Below are 17427 nucleotides of genomic sequence, written 5' to 3'. Positions count from 1 at the left end.
AGATCATCTCCAGACGAAATGGCAAAATGAGTACCCCGCTCTCCCCGCAGGAAATTTACCTACTGGAGCGCTACAGCTCCGTAGAATATTTCGACGCCATGCGCCGTGCTTGGCAAGATATGCTGGACCATCTTGAGGAGTGCCTGGCCCGCTTCGTGACACAGTTGCCGCCCGATTATCGTGCTCGTCCACTACCTTTGCAGGCCGATATCGTCTGGGGACAGCGCGTGATTCCCAATTTTCGCCAGACTGCGAAGCATCTAGACGATGGCTTTATCAAGCTGACACATGGCGACGCCGAAGGCCTATTTGCTGCAGCGGGTGTTACGGGAGGGGTTCGCGGACAGCGTGATTTCTGTTCTGAGTGGCTGGACGAGGTAAGTTCCCATGCGGCAGCGCGCTATGAGGAACTGCTACACGGTGCACATGGCTACGCCATCAATATCAGCACAACCGCGAACAGCGGCTGGGTCGCCACCGTCCTGACAACAAATTACTCCGATGATTTTCACGGCCCACTCGATCCACCTGCGACTTGGCCACGGTATCAACTCGACGGCACGGTTCAGGTAAGAACCCATGAACCGGTACCCGAGTCCGGCGCTTATCTACCTGAGATTGCGGACTCCTGCGCGCAGTTCTTGATTGCTAACCGATCGGCGCCGCACGCGCTCGTAGGGTTCGATGGACAACAATACGTTTCCAAGGGCGCGGCCCTGTGGACACGCGTTCGTCGGTGAAGCACAAGACAGGTCTCACCGCTGAAGCTGACAAGCCTTACGTGCATTCGATATGGACTTTCAAGCCAAGCGACGTCAACGCTTTTTGAATGAAGCGAGCTATCAAACTGCCTGCCTTGAGTTGGCTGGGGGCATCCAACTGCTGGAATCCGCCCCTGCCGGCTCAGGCCGCTCCAAGGCTGAGGGTTGGTTGATCTCATACCGTGTCGTCGCGGAAGACCTTCTCAATTTGCTCACGCTTCGCTACACCGCGGGTGAGCCGATCGAAACGCTTCGTACGGAACTGGAAAGCGTCGTCGCGGCACACGAACGGGCCACTCGGCAGCTACGCGAATACGAGGGTGACCCCAATGCAGTCGGGTTCGATATCGGCTCATTCGATGGCTATTGTCCCTGCGTAGGATTGATCGGCCTTTGCTATCTTCTACATCGCCGCGATCTGCTTTTCTCGCCTACGCACCATTGGACCGTTATGAGTGCGACATACTTCTAGCGACGAAGCCCTTTGCCTCTCTGGCCGATGCGATGTCAAGGGAAGATAATGACGCAGCGCTAAGCGAGTTGCAGAAATTTCTGAAGCGCTGGTACAAGGATCTAGCCGCAGCACCGTGGCATGATGCCCATAAGTCACCAACCCAAGCCGGCTACTACGGCTACTGGTCCTTCGAGGCAGGCGCGGCCGTTTTGTTGCTTGGCATCGAGGACGACACAAGCCTGCACTCGTTCCTCTACTACCCGAAGGACCTTGTCGCTTGGGCGAGGGCGAACATAGGACGATGAACAAACAAGAGATCAACTGGGAGAGGTGGGCCAGTTGGAAGGTCCAGGAAGAACGCTTTGAAAAGAAGCGCGAATCACTCCTCCGCTACCCCACTTACTCGAAGCGTTTCGATGACAAGCTCGGCGGGATTGCTTCCGTGACCATCGATTTGCCAAAGCACGTGTCAAAGGCAAAGCCTGGTGGCCTGATGACGTCAGCCCGTCGCCGCTTGTGGAACGCATTGGATTGGATGAGCCTCCAGTATTCCGCAGGAGGTCAAGTCGATCAGATTTCGGAGGTCTGGCCCCATTCGATGGCTTGGGCTGAAGAGTATGCGAACTTCCATGAGACGTATCACACCACTCCGGAAGCCGACAACCAAATCACACCGCATGCCGCGCTGCGTGACGAGGAATACTGGATAGTCGCCCTTCGCATGGTTTGCTTCGGCATTCTCAGCGGATTCGGTCGCGACATGCCGCGCGTCATGGCCTTTCTCGACTATGGCAATGAGGACATGGGCGTACGCGATGGACTGATTGAACGATTGGTCACACCCTTCGTTGCAGACCGTGGCCCTCCGCCAAACGAAGCGACTCGTCATCTTCCATACCGCAAACTATTCAAGGTCTTCGATGCTAGCCCCGGCGAGCGACCTGCCTTGATGGCCACATATCTAAACGAGTGGTATCACGCCAGCCGCAGAGAACCTTATTTCGATCAGCATGGTGAGGCAGACGTAGCGTTTTACGGCTACTGGTCCTGGGAGGCCGCTGCGACCACAATCGTGCTCGACATCGATGATGCAATCTATCGGGATAAGCCGTTCTACCCCAAAGATTGGACCGACTACGCGAAAACTGCGCCCTGCTCCATCGTCCGGTATGACCAACAGATCGTTTGACCCCACAGACACGACGCGACAGTCGCGGTAGATTCGCCTGTCCCACATCATCCGTCGATCAGATCCGCATTCTTTCAAGCGAACCAGGAATCTGTGCACTCAATCATGAAATTTCAGCAAGCACCGGCAGGAGCGGCTCCGCGAGGCGACGAAGGATTTGGTAGCCTGGACGAAGGGATATGTGGCCACAAGCCGTTAGGCAGCATATCGCATTGGCAACGTCACCGTTAGGATAAGAGTGAAGCTCGTATGGGAACAACTCAATTGCTCTTCACAGAGGAAGAGCTTTCTGACTTTACGAGTGCGCTGACGGAGTGGCCCTCCACCGCGTTCGACAATGGCTACTCCGAGGTTGCCGTTTCCCCCTTTACAACCTTCTACTTCCTTTATGAGCCTCACAGCTGGCGCGATACATCATTGTTGATGGTAGATACGCACGAGGAGTTCGAGCGCCTGACTGGCCATCCCTACAGGATTGCGACGCATCCGGTAACAGAACGACCACATCGATACGGCTCCAAGCGCGTCCCTAATCTTCGATCTCTCATCACGAAGATGAAGGGGAGCGAAGCTTTTCTGTTTAGCTTCACAGACGAAGAAAACACGAACTCGTCTCCCGCCATAGCAGGCTGCTTCTACAGGAAGCGGGATTACCTGAACAAGCGGGATCGGGATGATGATCGTCCCCCGGCCTACTCCTACGTGCAGTTTTATTATCGGTGGCAATGGTGGCTAGACCATCAGGAAGACTGGCGTCGGTTCCTCCTCAGCACCATAGAAAAGCTCCGCCCCGAACAGGTTTACAGCGGGTTTTCCATCGCGAATCCGCTGGCGTTTGAGGCCCGATCTGAGATTTCAGTATGGGAGCGCAGCTTGACGGAACGCTTCTATGGCTTGGACATCGACTACCCATTTGGCATGTCGATGGGGATGGACGAGTCTTTGCCGGCCGGCCTAAAGCCTCCAACCTGGGGCTTCTTCCTTGCGGACCACTGGCGAGCGAAGCTTGATGTAAGCCGCGAGCATGTGGTTGCGGTGGCGAAGGCAGCAGGAATCCGAGTTTACGACTGCAAGACTGGATTGTGGTTGGAGCTTGGCGATGAGCCACGCTTGTATCCCGTTGCGGACGGCGTTCCTCCAATGCATGTCGCGCTCAATGCCCTACTGCGACCGCTTCGCAACGATGCCCTTGATCTTGTCGGTACAGGGCAATGGGACGGCGATCCGAACGTCCGCTTCAACCGGCGCGACGCCAAACGATGGCTAGGCCGCTTTGATAAGGAAAGCGATTGGCCAAACGCCGCCGCCCGCATACGAAAAAACGCGGTCTCGCGAAGCGAACCAACCTGAGCTTCGATATGAGGATGAACCGACGAAGATCGATAGAACGCGTCGAATCACGAATCACGAGAGTGTAACGAGAAAAGTTCGGCAAATGAGCACAAAAAGCGCAAAGCCCTATGACCAACGACGCAACCTGGATCAGGATGCATGGTTCCTATACCAGACCACCTCCCTTGCCTATTACGATCTGTGTGTCCGTCTGTGTGAGAACTTCGCCGAACTCTTCAACACTCTCATCGCCGGCCGGGGATTGCACGGCGCTGCGCGCCTCGACTACTGGGTCTCACGCTACCTGGAACACGCCGAAAACATTCGGCGCTGCATCCGATTCATCAAAACTGGGAGCGACTACATCCCGATGATCGATGCTCTCAGGGCCCCTGCAAGCGATTATCGCGGCCTCGTAGAGCAACCCCTCGGCTGGATGGGCGATGAGCAGCGTCAGCGTTGGGACCGTGCGTTTGAACGGCTGAGCTATGCGTGCGGAACCGGTAGTGTAACGCTGCGCAACAATGAAACGAAGGGGACAGATTGGCTGAACCGTGCGTCAATTGGCAGGGAACGGGTATATTTGGATCGCGACGATAGCCACGTGGGCGATCGCGCTGACGCCGTCCGTTATGCGGAGGAATACGCAGTCTTGACGAGGCCCGCGGCATATCCAAAGTGTTCCGTTGATATGACCCGGCGCGCAAAGCCCGGCTCGCTCTGCCCGCGCACCGGCGTATGGGTACCGGATCAATGGTTGGATGGGGCAAACGACTTTAGCGTCGCGTTCTGCGTCTATGGACGTCCTATGCAACCGGCATATCAGGTGTACTGGGGTGAGCCCATCGACATCTGGGCGGAGTTCCCCATGCCGGAAGACAGTGATGTGGAGGACCGGTCAATTACCTTCCTCGAAACAAGAGCTGTCGATACGAACTGGTATTTCGTTTCGCAGTAGGCCACTAAGCTCCGACGCTGTGGCCAAGTTTTCTGCTACACGGATACCTTTCTGCCGGGCCCAGCCGGCGCTCGTGACACAGAATCGGAAGCAAGGGCCGACGGCAATAGAGTGTAAACAACATGAGCCTCTCTTTCTCTGAACGACGACGGCAGGACTTCCTCAGCGAGCAGCACTGGCTGCAGGAGGTGATCGACATACCCGAAGTTCTCTCGATGCATGCAAGCGGGCCTTCGGGCGCAGCGGACTCCGAGGCAGAGGGATGGACTCTTTCACTTCAGTCCATTGCGCGTATCCGCTATGAGTACCTGTCACTGAAGTACACGGCAGGCGAACCGATCCATTCGCTACGCGCCGACTTGGATGCCGTCGTCACTGCGCATGAGGCGGCCACTGAGCAACTGCGCAAATATGAGCGAAATCCAAACGCCATAGGGTTGGATATCGGATCGTTCGATGGCTATTGCCCATGCGTTGCGTTGATCGGTCTGTGTTATCTGCTCGACCGGCGAGACGTGCTTCCAAGAATCGCAGCTTTGCTTGACGGCCAGGACAAGGCAAACGCTGGCATGGATTTCCTCATCGAGGAGCTCCTGGCGTACGCTCCCATGGACAGGTATGCATGCGATACCCTGCTGGCGCCGAAGCCGTTCGAGTCCTTGGCGGACGCGATGTCGACGGATGATAATGAAGCGGCGCTAAAGGACCTGCACAGGTTTCTTGGACGTTGGTACAGGGATCTTGCCGGCGCTCCGTGGCACAACACCCACAAGTCCAAAGGCCAGGCCGGTTACTTCGGGTACTGGTCATTTGAGGCAGGAGCAGCCGCCCTATTACTGGGCATTGAGGACGATAGCGCCCTACACTCTTTTCCCTACTATCCGATGGATCTGGTTGCCTGGGCCAAAGCAAACGTAAGGCTACAAGCGGATGAGGACACCTCGACAGCCTTCGCCCGGCGGTGAGAGCCAGTACCGATGGAACGGTGATCCGGCAGAAGGATCTCGATCAATCCGGCCCAAGACTGTAGGTATCGGCCCCTCAATGAACGTCGTATCAAGCCGTAAAGCTTTCTAAGGTCCGTCCGTAGCACCATGCCACCATCCTTAACGCAACCCGTTCGCCGCAAGGACTTTGGTAAGCATGGGACTACGGATCATGACGCCCGCCCCTTTTGTTCCGGTTCATCTCATCGTTGCTCTGCTGCGCCAGAGCAGCCGACTGATCGCGTTGGAAACGGCGCTGGCCGGCGTCAGCCTCATCGTCGAACGCTTCTCCGCAATCGAAGCCGTATCCAACTCCTTCGCCATCGAGATCGACTGCCTGTCGCCGTCCGCGCATCTCGATACGGTCGAACTGGCGCGCCAGGAAATCACGCTGCGGCTGATGCTGGCCGACGGCCGCTACCGCGCCTGGCACGGCTTCGTCGTCGATTGCGCGGCAATGGGTGGCGACGGCGGGCTGGCGCGCTACCGGCTCACCGTGGCACCATGGCTCGAACGCCTGCGCGGCCGCGTCGACTGCTACGTCTATCAGGACAAGACCGTGCAGGAGATCGTCGAGGAAGTGTTCCGCGACTATCCGGCCGCCAACTTCCAGTTCTCCGTCTCGCAACCGCTGCGCCGCCGCTCGATTTGCGCGCAGTACCGCGAGAGCGATTTCGACTTTGTGCAGCGGCTACTGACCGAGGAAGGCCTGTCGTATCGCTTCGAGCACCTGCAGGGCGAAGACGACAAACCAGAAGGCAGCCAGGCTCGCCACAAGCTGGTGGTGTTCGACAACGATGCCGAACGCCCACCCTGCCCCCAATCAAGCATCCGCTTCCATCGTGCCGACATGACCGAGGAATCGGACACGATGACGGTCTGGTCCACGCGGCACAGCATCGGACCCAATGCCGTCACCGTCTCGTCCTGGGACTACAAGACGCTGACCGCCGCCTCGGCGCAGGCCAATGCCGCGGCGGTGCCTGGCGAATGGCCGACGCTCGAAGCGTTCGATGCGCATGGGCCTTATCGCTATCCCGATGCGGCGACGGCAGATCGCGCGGCACAACTGCGCATGCAGGCCGAGGAAAGCGGCTTTGTCCGCTTCGACGGTGCCGGCACGGTGCGCCAGCTGGGCGCAGGCCAGCGCTTTGCCCTGACCGAACATTTCGCAGCTGACGGCGACGAGTTCGTCGCGCTGTCGGTGCGCCACGCGGCGGCCAACAACCTCGGCGCCGATGTCGCCAAGCTGCTCGGCACCACCGAGGTCGAGGCTGGCGGCTATCGCAATACGCTCGAAGCGGTGCGGGCCGATGCCCCGATCGTGCCGCGCTTCCGCGCCAAGCCGACCGCCCCGGAAGGCCAGACCGCGATCGTCATTGCCGAGGGCGAGACGCCCCTTCACACCGATCGCGATCATCGCGTGCGCGTTCGCTTTCCGTGGCTGCGGGCCCCTGCCCCGGCTGACCAAACCGGCCAGGCGGGCCAAGCCGCGGCCTTCACCGATCCCGGCTCTGATGACCTGACCCAGGTCACCGCCTGGGTCCGCGTCGCCGGCGCCATGGCGGGCCCCAACTGGGGCACGCACCACCTGCCGCGCGTCGGCACCGAACTGCTGCTGACCTTCCTCGACGGCGACATCGACCGGCCGCTGGCCGCGATGCAGCTGCACAACGAGCAGGACACCCCGCCCTGGGCCAACGACGACAAGCCGCTCGCTGCGATGCTGTCCGGCTGGCATACCCGCGGCCTGGGCGGCGATGGTTATAACCAGTGGGTCGTCGACGACTTCAAGGGCCGGCTGCGCATGCGGCTGGCCAGCTCCGCGGCGCAGACCCAATTGAATCTGGGCTATCTGGTCGCTCAGGACCCGCAGGATGCGCAGCGCGGACCGTGGCGGGGCACCGGGGCTGAGCTGCGCAGCGATGCGTGGGCGGTGGTGCGCGCCGGCCAAGGCCTACTGCTATCGACCACCGCTCGTCCGCGCGCCACCGGCACCGTGATGGGCATGCCCGAGGCGATCGCGCTGCTCAAGGGCGCGCAACGCACCGCCGACCGCCTGTCGACCGCCGCGCAGACGCAGACCGCCCTGTCCCTGGCTGCTAACGAGCTGTTCGAACCACTGCTGACGATGGTCGAGCCTGAGCAGGACGGGCACTACGCCGACACTGTCAACGGCCAGGACGCCAAGCAGCCGGACGGCAAGCCGGTTGAGCGATTTGCCGAGCCGCTGTTGGTGGCGGAGGCGCCAACTTCCATCGCGGTCGCCAGTCAGGAAACCACTGCGGTCTATTCGGGCCGACACCTGCACGGCACCGTGCAATCGGACTGGCAGCTGACCGCCGGCAAGACCATCGCGATGGCAGCGGCCCAAGGCGTGTCGCTGTTCGTGCAGCGTAATGGCTTGAAGGCCGTTGCCGCTAACGGACCGCTGTCGGTGCAGGCGCATGGCGGCGCGATGTCGATTTTGGCGGACAAGGAAGTGGTGGTGACGTCTTCCAATGAGGCGGTCGAGATTCTGGCGAGAAACACCGTCGTGCTGCATGGAGCCGATTCGGCAATCCGGTTGGAGGGGAATGCGATTACCTTCGAGACGTCAGGCCTGCTCGAAGTCAAAGCGACTCAACATGCGTTCGCCGCGTCGGATGGCAACCCAACAATCCCTCCCCATTCGACCTCAGCCACCGTGGCCCCGCCCGGGTACTTCGCTGTCCGCATCACCCGGCCATACGAAGCGGAATCCACAGTCGGCAAGCCCTATGTGCTGTGCCTGGGATTCCAGATCTTCGAAGGAAATGTCCCGGCCAGCGGAGTCATAGCGCATCCCATGGTGCCAGGCACGAAAACCGCCACGCTGACAATTCATCCGTTCGACCATCAACACAGGCCGTGGCAATGGACATTGGATCTACGCGTGCAGGCCGATACGAAGGATCACCGCGGCATCCAGTCCCGACTAAAAAATCTCGGCTTCTATGATGGCAATCTCGACGGAGTCTGCGGCCAAAGAACCCGGGCGGCACTGCGGGCGTTCCATGAGACGGTCAAGATGCCCTCTTCCTCCGGCCTACATGCGGATGCGCTGACGTCGCTTAGCGCCCAGCATGACATCTGACTCTCGGCCCCCATGCGATACGGCAACTTCGACCTTCAGCGCGACGATCACGATGGCGTCGTTCGAGACAACCGCCCGCCGCGTTGGGGCGGGCTCGTTGACCCACCTATCTCTCCGTCCACCGGCGAGACGCCTCAAGATCAGGGTGGGGCGACGCTCGTCGTACCCCAATACGTGCAACAACTGCAGCGCGATCTTCGATCCCTCGGGTTCGGTGTCGTGGGCGTACCCAGCGGCTACTTCGACCGTTATACAGAGTGGGCAGTACGCGAATTCCAGATCTATGCGGGGATGTCGCATGTCGCGCAATTCAGTGCAGCACGACTTCGAAGTCTCCTTCCCGCGAGCCAACTCGGCACGCCGTTGGCCGAGCACGCGCATGATGTTGCATCGCTAGGAATGCGCGATGACCCGAGTCCGGCAGAGTCACTCTATGTTGCGACGCTGTCCCGCGTCCCCAACACCTGCAGATACACAGGTCCGATATCGGGAGTCGTCAACCAAACGACTCGGGATGCCCTGGACCACTGGGTGCACCACAACTACCGTTGCCCTGTGGTCATTGAGGCGTGGACGGTGGACGCCCGAACGCAGGCTCGTACCCGACCGTTTGTCAAAGGGATAAACATCTGGCGACACGATGAGATCACGCACGTAGGCGTAAAAAGCGGACCCCGGTGGGAGACCCACACCCGAATGTTCTTTCGAGACTTCACGCGCTACTACTGCTATCCCAGCACGCAACGGGACGACCATTACCAACCACTTGGCAGCTACACCAACTACAAGGGCTACGGCGGCCCCGTCAGCACTGTGCCAGCGCACTGCTGGCCCGAAAGCGAAATGACTCCGGAACGCTTAATCGAGGGAAGAACGTTGGCGGCACTACAGGCGGACCCGCGGTGTGCCACGGCATCGACGTACAGGGTAGTCAGAGCCACGGCCGAGCAGGAGTGCCTGGCAGCGTTCGACTCCGTCAACGCATACGACGACGCTCTTGTTTCTATCGGGCCGTGTCATTGGACATTTGGCGTCCTGCCAGCCAAGGGCTACCACAATGGCGAGCTGGCCGGGTTCCTCGCCTATGTGCTACATCACCATCGATCCGACTACATTACGGCCTTCGGCAATTTCGGGCTCTATCCGTCCGCCGCGTGGGTACGGAGCAACCAGGGAGCGCTATGGAACGCTGGCCAGCGCAAGTATGCCGGCTGGATTCGCCAGCACGCGCCCGTCACAAGTCCCGCCGAGGCGCCGGACAATCTCGGCAGACTCGCGGAAGTCAGCCGCCAGCTACCAGAGGCGAATTACTACAAGACGTGGCACTGGTTCTACCGGTGGGTGATGGCAGGCCGATGTGTACCGGGCGTTCGTAGCTCGATGTGGGATATGGTACGGCTCCGATTAAGAGACATCCTCGCTATTCCAGTGCAGGCAAGAACAGGAACCCAGCAGATAAAGGGCGCCCTCGGAACGGTCCTCACCTCGGAGAAAGCTATCGCGATCGTGCTACGTTGGCACATCTTTCGTCCCGCACACGTGGCCGGCAACGCGGTAGGGGACTCCCTGCATAAGGCAATACAGGCGAACCCAAGTATCGATTGGGCACTACCGCTGAATCGTTGGACCGATCTGCACGAGAAGGCCCTGAGCCGACAACTATTGACGGATGCGACCGCGATCACCGATAGCCAGAAAGCTCTTGCATCCTGGCCGGCATACGCCGGACGGGAGATCCGCAAGTACTCCCTGAACCACGAGTTGGGACCGCTTTCAGAAGCGCGACACTCCTTCGTGTTGGACACCACAGGACTGTGACATTGATGCTAAAGAAAATCATCGTGATGGCTGCCGCGGCGTCCGTGGTAGCGCTGACGGAGGCCGGAAGTCTCCATTCAAGCGAAGGAATTCAGCGGTTCTGCAACAAGGCTGCTGACGACCGCATTTTCGACATCAAGTTTCGTGATGACGGAGCCGTCTCCGTGTGCTTCCCCGGTGAGGACGACGTGGATTGTTTCTATTCGTACACACAGGGAAAAACGTACTTGCACTCGCGTCCCGACCTGAACAACGATGGTCTTCCTGACGTCATCGTAAAGGACTTTCGATCGGCATACGGGCTACATGAGGTGGTTCATTTGATGGCATTCGTCCAGTGCAAGGACAAGACTTTCCTTCAGGTAGCCGATGAAATGCTCACGGATCTGAAGCCAATACGCCGTGCCAAGCCACAGCAGTTCAGTGATCTGAGGGCCAGCCGCGCGTGCTATGACGAGAAACTCGAGCGGGTGCGGACACGCTTCTTTCGGCTTAGATTTGACAGGAAGGCATTCTTTTACGGCCCGCCCGATGGGGACCCGGAGTTGAGCCAGTACTGCACCGATAAGGAGCTCTCCCTTCCATCGTCGGCTCTCATCGGTCCGGCGCACTAAGGGCGTGAAACTGCAACTCTTTCGGGACCCCGTTCACCTCTGCCGAGGCCGGAACCTTCCGCTTCACCACTATCCCGAGCCTTAGCTGCGCGCATCGATCGTCGCTTGTCGCTCCCGTGGCTCCCAAGACTTCTTACCTTGGCTTCCGCGAGAACAGCAGGCGACACCAATCGGCAATACCTTCGGCGCCATGCTCCTGAACGTCCGCAGGCGCCACAACCTTGCGGTTTGCACCGATGTCCCATACCCCGGGGTAGCTATCAGGTCCGCAATCCATCTCACCGTTGGGAGACGCGAAGTGTCCATCTGCCGATAGCCTTCCCTTGGCACGGGCGCCATCATATGCAAAACCGTACTTCTGAAGCTCCTCCAATGGCATTGACGGAACATAGGCCCCCGGGATGTCAACAAGATTGCGCGAGGTTCCTATTCGCGCGATTGTCGCAAGAAAACTTGGCGGCGTTGTTGAGATGGGATCTATGGACAGATAGATACCCTTGTTGATATTTAGATCAATCAATGTTCCTGCCGCCGCTGGAATGCTCTTCTTCGATGGACGAGCTTGTTCGCACCGAGACAAGTCCTCCATCAAGACATACTCAGTGTCCGAGACAATGAGCGCAGCACCATCGGACGACGGCTCAGCACTGTCAGCCTTGAACCCAAGCTTGCAGACAAGCGTTTTGCCATTGCCGTCTTGTATCGCCACTTCTCGACCATCCGACCGGAGCGCAAAGCTCGGGTTAACAAAGGCCTCCGCTATGCCTAGGCCGGGCGATAAAAGGCCGAGGAAAGCAGACAACAACACTTCTACTGTCAAAGGGGACATGCCTGCCGATGCGCAGGTACCACTGCAGGCGCCGGAGAGAGGAATGTCGGAGCCCGTCTTGCGCCGGCTTTTCCGCATCATCATCTCTCCTTTCCTCCGGGCCCACTGGGATCGATACCATGCCGAAGCTGCGCATCGGAGCCTTTCAGGGGATAGTGCGGCGACCATAAGGCATACATCGTCACGAACACCTTGATCTCGCCGTTCCGAAGAAAGTGAACGGCGAAGTGCCCGACTTCGTCGTATCTCGGCACAGGCACTACGCGTTCCCGGTAGTTCTTGTCATGCTCGTCGGTCCAACCGATCTTCACTGCGAGGTCTGGTCTCCATGATTCTGGCACCGCCACGCAGCATACGAAGCCGCCTCCGCCTTCGTGTGCACCAAGATAGGTGCCTCCTTTCCCATCGACTGTAAAGTGCCCGATATCCTTATCCGTATGGTTGTAGCCGACGATGTTGGTGCCGACCACTTCGCTCTCGCATGCGGACAACATCCACATTGATATCGCGAAGACAACTACCTTCGCAACGCGACGTACTGACCTATTTTTACTCGATCGCCGCGCGACATTGATAAACACAAGTGCGCTGGGAACGTCAACTTGTTCCATGTGGTTGATAACCTTCGCGCAAAATATATTTCTTCGCACACGCCTCATTTTTTGCACAGATTTCACCGGGCGACAACCTTAGTGGCTCAGGGGCTCGCGGCCCTGGCGAGTATCTCGAAGGGAAAAGTCGTACTTTTCCGTCCGGAAAAAAAGCAATCCAAAGAACGCTCGGATAATCCTCCGTATATGGCTCCACCTCTACTTCAGCCCTATGGAGCGCATTCTTGTCTTTCTGATAAAGCGCTTCGTCCCGCCACTCAACGGTCATCGTCATGCCGGGTTTCCATTTGGCAGGAACACCTACGCTTCCAGCGAAACTAGTCCCCCCGGCCCAACTTCCCATGCCACCCGCCCAGACTCCATTGACATAGACAACGCCCAACGGCATGTCCGTGTAGTTCAGAATGGATAGCTTCAGCCCCCAGCCTTCGTCTTCCTCCTCGGCATGTCTTTTACAGCCGGACAACACGAAGACGGCGATTAGAACAGCGGAAAGAATCCTAACCATGTTAGACCTAAGGGTGGGTAGATACCGACGGGACGTATGGCTATCATAGCCTCTCTGAATAGCGACGGCCTGCTCGGATCTCGCAAGGCCGTTGGCTGTTGGGCAAACGCATCTTCAAGATTGGGGTGCATGGCCGGACAATGCCAATCGGTCATATCCAAACGCCGGATATCTTGGACTCGCGTCCGAGCCGTGCCGGAGAATGCGTAGGTGACGGCTCAATGGCACTGCCGCCGTCGTCCAACATATCCCTGCATTGGAATGCCGATCCGAATCAAGCCAGGCTGACTGACATTCGAAACGATGACGGAACGACAACCTGACTGGCAAGACTGGTTCGGGCAAAAATTACCCAGCACCAGTTTGAAAGAAGCAAGCGGGAACCGCACTTCCGCTTCAAAACCTACGACAAGCGTTTCAACGACAAGTTGGGCGGTCTGGCAACCGTCACTGTGGACCTGCCAAAGGCCACCGCACGGCGGAAGGTCGGCGCATTGACGATGGCCACTCAACAGCGTCTTTGGGATGTGTTGGACTGGATGAGCATGCAATACTCCGCCGGCACAGACGTTCAATGCGTCGCGCGGGTATGGCCCTTCGCGCTCGAGTGGGCCCTGGAATATGCCTTGCACCATGAGCAGTATCATCGCAGCCCAGAAGCCGACAACTACGTGACACCTCATGCCCCGTGACGAGGAATACTGGATCGTTGCCCTTCGCATGGTTTGCTTCGCCATCCTCAGCGGCTTTGGCAACGATATGCCGCGTGTCATGGCCTTCCTGGACTATGGCAACGCCGATATGGGGGTACACGACGGACTTATCGAGAGATTGGCCGCGTCATTCGTCGGCTCCCGAAATTTGCACCCGACGGACACGACGCGCCATCTTCCGTACCGTAGGCTAATCACTGTTTTCGATGCCGATCCCGGCGCACGTCCAGCCCTTATGGCGAAGTACCTGGCGGACTGGTACCACCTCAGCCGAAGCGAGCCCTAATTCAACCAGCAGGGCGATGCCGATGTATCGTTCTACGGTTATTGGTCCTGGGAAGCCGGCGCAGCCACCGTTGTGCTGAATATGGATGACTCGGGCTACCGTGACATGCCGTTCTACCCCCGTGACTGGGTCGACTACGCACGGACACAGACGTAGGCCAGCAGCCGATTCACTGATGTAGGCCCTTGTTGGCGCTCATGCCCAGGAGGGGCACTCCTTGCACCGTATCAAGTCGACCAGGAATGGCGAGCACTTGGACAATACGAGAATGCCTACCCTGTCTCGCCCGCAGCGCCCGCTCCGCGCGCTCCGAATCACCATCTCGGCCTTGGCATTCGCACTTACCGCATGCTCGGAGTCGCAGCCGGGGCTCAACGCAGATCCGAGCGCCTTCGGGACGCATCTCCGCTTGCAACAGCCCGCCCGCGACGTTCGATTCGAGGTCGTAACGTTGCCCGAATCCAAGAAAGGCGATGACGGAATCGGCCCAACCGACTATGTGTCGGTGATCGGCGTGGCGACGCTGTCCGATTCTGATGTGAAGCGCATTTCCGCGGAATCGTCGTATCGAGGCAACGCCACCATTCCCAGGGCCTTCGTTCGGCCATGGCTTGGTAAAGACGCCACCGTCGCGCTGGAAGAAGCCCTCCGCGGCGCGCGTCCCATCTACGACGCACGGTGGATGGTGAGCAGACCATCCGGGCGCGCATTCGGCGTTCCGGTTGCCGGCAGCAGGTGGTTGTTCTACGTCGAATACGTCGGCCCCGGCTGAGTCTTGGGGCACTGAATTTGCAAGATGGCCATGGGCTGCCGGCGCTCTTCGCTACCTGTGCGCGCACCGTCGTTGCACGGCGCGCAGCAGCTCAAGTTGGCTTCCAAGCAGAATCAGGCGCATATCGAGCTGCTGCCACGAGCCTGGTTCAAGGGCCCCTTCTATGTCGCCTCTCAGGGCATCGTATTTTTCCGAAACGGCTCTCAGATCGACCGGGCATGCGATAGCCGATGCGGCCGCTATCGTGTCATGAATCGTCGAGACATATCCATCCTCCACCTCGTCATAGCAGCTCTTCGCTATCAAGCCACACCCACTCTTGCACGAGGCCAGGGCCATACTCTTCGTCTTCATGCAAGCGGCGATATCGTCCTGCACGACGGATGTGGCAGCGTGGGAGGCCGACATGCAGAACAGGAACGGCAGGCACATCAAAGAATGAGAAAGTCGCTGTGTCATAGCGTTCGTCAATCTGGATAGCGCTTCAGGTGCACGTCGCCCTCTATCGAACCGTCGCGAGCATTCGCCTTGTCGCTCTCAACTGGCCGGCCCAGCAGCGCTCGTACTGCTTGCAGCCAGAGGCCTTTCCCAGCAGGAAAGTAAAGCTCACAACTTTGCTCTCCAACGGCAGAACTGCAACGTAACATTGCCCGCCATATGGCATCCAATCACTACCATCATGCCAGCCGCAAAGGGGAAATGCTTCCAGTATCAACCGCCCGGCGAGCGTTCTCCGTCGTACGGGTTCCGTAGGACCGAAGACTCTCAATTCGCTGCCTTCGTCAAGCCAATAGGGAAGCTCCCCGCCGCCCCTGTTGGCGCACGTATTCAGAGGCAAAAGACAGACAGTGCCCGCATCGGCATCACTCTCTCCGATCGCATGACGCCGATGCAATGTCAGGTTGTAGGCCTGAGCAGGCGTGCTGCCATCACCTCGCTCAGCACTCCCCGCCTCCGTTATCGATTGGTAGCGTGTGGCGTCGAACTCGAAGGAGACGGACTCGCCGGAAAAGCGGCGATGCTGGCCATCGGCAAAGAGCGTTGTGCTGGCGAGCGCCAGGGACAGGATCAATGCGATGTGAAGCGTCACTGCGATATGCCACCGGTTCCCTTCACTGACTAATACGCGCTTCACGTGCGACCCCCGTCATTCGGAAATCCTTACTGATCTCCATAGGCCGACGATGTCATCCATGCGGACCTTTCCCTGCCCCGATACATGGTTCTGCAGCACGAAGGAACTGTACAGAAAGCGCCGTTTCGGCAGAAACGAGACGGCCACGTGACAGCTCGACGTGGCGCGGTACACGGCCGCGCCCTCCTCATCGCAGTCGATGACGGCACCGAATACCGTATGTGCCAGCTTGAGATCTTCCATCACTTCCATTGGATGCAGCGACAACCCGGTAGCGACACTGACGCCTCGCGGGCCGCGGCCGCCGTCAGCAAATAGCCGTCCGTCCTGGTCCGTCATAACGCCGAAGTCCGACAGGAATTCCTGGCTCGAAGAAACACACATCAGACCGACAGCCTGGGCTGCTTCAGGAAGCCCGAACGAGACACACGTCGTACCGGCATATCGGGAAGACAGCGCGGTGTTGGGCTTCGCCTTCAGCGCCTTTGGGACACATATGCCTGGTCCGCCGGCCAACAGATCCATCCGGATGCAGTCGGCCGCAGCAATGGCAGGCACACATCCAAAGACGAGAAGGGAAATCAAGACGTACTGTCGGATGGTCATCTGGACTTGTTGGCGACTGACGACGACAAGCGGCCGTGGCTCAGGGGGATTCACTGAAACAGGCTACTTTCGATCAGGCCCTTGACGGCATTGAACCCCATGCGCCCCGCACTGGCCGGAATGCACCCCGTCATCAGCAGGGTTGTCGATCCATTGCTTCTTATCGCACTGGTACATCGTTCTCTTTCCTCCGTTTCAACCGCCTCGGACGGAGAGATGGTTTTGATCGTGCTTACCCTTCGGTCGTACTCGACCACCATATATCCAACCCCCTCTTTGATCGTCGAGATGCTGTGCAAGACCGATATGGGATAACTGGAATAGCCGGTGGCCGCATGCTCCGCTGGTTCTGGCATTCGGAATTCGACTCCTCCGCCTGGCTTCGACATAAAGTTGGACGGCACTTGTCTTATGGTTTCTACGATATCCCCGCGAAGCACCGAGATCGAGAAAACCCACGGCCGCCGGTGCGCATGATGCGGAGAGCCATTGTAGTGATAGAAGCGCGCGCACCGACCAAGGTCTTCGGCGCGCACCGGTTGCGCCTCGAAACCATACCGCTTCGACGGAATGGAGACGCCACAGCCGGCCAAGTCGTCCGCAATCGCGGCGGAGCACAGGACCAACATGGCGGCAGGCATATAGGAAACGAAGCGCACTATGTCGTCTCACTGGTTTTCGAGCCGGCACAACGATTGGGAACAGCCCCACGCAGCCATCCCTGAAACACGTTCATTCAC

The 17427-nt window shown here is 58.8% G+C and carries 18 protein-coding genes and 1 pseudogene; 13 read left to right on the top strand and 6 right to left on the bottom strand.

All coding sequences use genetic code 11. The annotated features are described in order from the left end of the window. Positions 1-26: 26 nt before the first annotated feature. From M1D55_RS16600 to M1D55_RS16555, 10 genes are all read left to right on the top strand, one after another. Entirely contained in the window at positions 27-740 is a 714-nt protein-coding gene (locus M1D55_RS16600) for a hypothetical protein (protein WP_156526385.1), read from the top strand. Positions 741-792: 52 nt separating this feature from the next. After that, the gene (locus M1D55_RS16595; protein ID WP_231906255.1) at positions 793-1233 is read left to right on the top strand and encodes a hypothetical protein; all 441 of its coding nucleotides are present in this window, start codon (positions 793-795) and stop codon (positions 1231-1233) included. 32 nt (positions 1234-1265) lie between these two features. Then, positions 1266-1520: a PoNe immunity protein domain-containing protein gene (locus tag M1D55_RS16590; protein WP_064573429.1), complete on the top strand. Its 255-nt coding sequence runs from the start codon at positions 1266-1268 to the stop codon at positions 1518-1520. Continuing rightward, positions 1517-2404, top strand: coding sequence for a PoNe immunity protein domain-containing protein (locus tag M1D55_RS16585; protein WP_064573428.1), 888 nt, complete (start codon positions 1517-1519; stop codon positions 2402-2404). Before M1D55_RS16590 ends, M1D55_RS16585 begins: the two co-directional genes overlap by 4 nt. Before the next feature lie 249 nt (positions 2405-2653). Continuing rightward, entirely contained in the window at positions 2654-3754 is a 1101-nt protein-coding gene (locus M1D55_RS16580) for a type VI immunity family protein (protein WP_082928275.1), read from the top strand. Positions 3755-3839: 85 nt separating this feature from the next. Beyond that, the gene (locus M1D55_RS16575; RefSeq protein ID WP_064573426.1) at positions 3840-4694 is read left to right on the top strand and encodes a hypothetical protein; all 855 of its coding nucleotides are present in this window, start codon (positions 3840-3842) and stop codon (positions 4692-4694) included. A gap of 122 nt (positions 4695-4816) precedes the next feature. Next, complete coding sequence (locus M1D55_RS16570; protein ID WP_064573424.1) at positions 4817-5659, top strand: PoNe immunity protein domain-containing protein; 843 nt, start codon at positions 4817-4819, stop codon at positions 5657-5659. A 193-nt stretch (positions 5660-5852) separates the two neighbouring features. Continuing rightward, entirely contained in the window at positions 5853-8795 is a 2943-nt protein-coding gene (tssI, locus tag M1D55_RS16565; protein WP_456282642.1) for a type VI secretion system tip protein TssI/VgrG, read from the top strand. A gap of 12 nt (positions 8796-8807) precedes the next feature. Beyond that, a complete protein-coding gene (locus M1D55_RS16560; protein ID WP_456282641.1) occupies positions 8808-10613 on the top strand; it encodes a peptidoglycan-binding domain-containing protein in 1806 nt (601 codons plus the stop codon). Positions 10614-10618: 5 nt separating this feature from the next. Further along, positions 10619-11227, top strand: a complete 609-nt coding sequence (locus M1D55_RS16555; RefSeq protein WP_456282640.1) for a hypothetical protein — start codon at positions 10619-10621, stop codon at positions 11225-11227. Between the two features lie 133 nt (positions 11228-11360). On the opposite strand, the gene M1D55_RS16550 is transcribed toward M1D55_RS16555, so the two are convergent. The 3 genes from M1D55_RS16550 to M1D55_RS16540 are packed head-to-tail and all read right to left on the bottom strand — an operon-like array spanning position 11361 to position 13175. Continuing rightward, entirely contained in the window at positions 11361-12140 is a 780-nt protein-coding gene (locus M1D55_RS16550) for a hypothetical protein (RefSeq protein WP_157072066.1), read from the bottom strand. Continuing rightward, positions 12137-12667, bottom strand: a complete 531-nt coding sequence (locus M1D55_RS16545; RefSeq protein WP_253281396.1) for a DUF3304 domain-containing protein — start codon at positions 12665-12667, stop codon at positions 12137-12139. Before M1D55_RS16545 ends, M1D55_RS16550 begins: the two co-directional genes overlap by 4 nt. After that, positions 12654-13175: a DUF3304 domain-containing protein gene (locus M1D55_RS16540; protein ID WP_456282639.1), complete on the bottom strand. Its 522-nt coding sequence runs from the start codon at positions 13173-13175 to the stop codon at positions 12654-12656. The genes M1D55_RS16545 and M1D55_RS16540 overlap by 14 nt, the downstream gene beginning before the upstream one ends. Before the next feature lie 681 nt (positions 13176-13856). Here M1D55_RS16540 and M1D55_RS16535 point away from each other — a divergent pair. From M1D55_RS16535 to M1D55_RS16525, 3 genes and pseudogenes are all read left to right on the top strand, one after another. Continuing rightward, the gene (locus tag M1D55_RS16535) at positions 13857-14174 is read left to right on the top strand and encodes a hypothetical protein (RefSeq protein WP_456282638.1); all 318 of its coding nucleotides are present in this window, start codon (positions 13857-13859) and stop codon (positions 14172-14174) included. Between the two features lie 27 nt (positions 14175-14201). Next, positions 14202-14330: pseudogene (locus M1D55_RS16530) on the top strand (PoNe immunity protein domain-containing protein); the annotation flags it as partial. A gap of 112 nt (positions 14331-14442) precedes the next feature. Further along, the gene (locus M1D55_RS16525) at positions 14443-14946 is read left to right on the top strand and encodes a hypothetical protein (protein WP_456282637.1); all 504 of its coding nucleotides are present in this window, start codon (positions 14443-14445) and stop codon (positions 14944-14946) included. Between the two features lie 502 nt (positions 14947-15448). Here M1D55_RS16525 and M1D55_RS16520 read toward each other — a convergent pair. Genes M1D55_RS16520 through M1D55_RS16510 form a run of 3 tightly spaced genes read right to left on the bottom strand, consistent with a single transcriptional unit; the run spans position 15449 to position 17328 of the window. Next, entirely contained in the window at positions 15449-16036 is a 588-nt protein-coding gene (locus tag M1D55_RS16520) for a hypothetical protein (protein WP_456282636.1), read from the bottom strand. A gap of 57 nt (positions 16037-16093) precedes the next feature. Further along, positions 16094-16687 carry a hypothetical protein gene (locus M1D55_RS16515; RefSeq protein WP_456282635.1) on the bottom strand — a complete coding sequence of 198 codons (594 nt, stop codon included), beginning with the start codon at positions 16685-16687 and terminating at the stop codon, positions 16094-16096. Positions 16688-16737: 50 nt separating this feature from the next. Then, complete coding sequence (locus M1D55_RS16510; protein WP_456282634.1) at positions 16738-17328, bottom strand: hypothetical protein; 591 nt, start codon at positions 17326-17328, stop codon at positions 16738-16740. Between the last annotated feature and the right edge of the window lie 99 nt (positions 17329-17427).

This window comes from Cupriavidus sp. JZ107, from assembly GCF_053903255.1.
The sequence above is the reverse complement of the archived record's forward strand: the minus strand, read 5'-3'. Positions and strand labels throughout refer to the sequence as shown.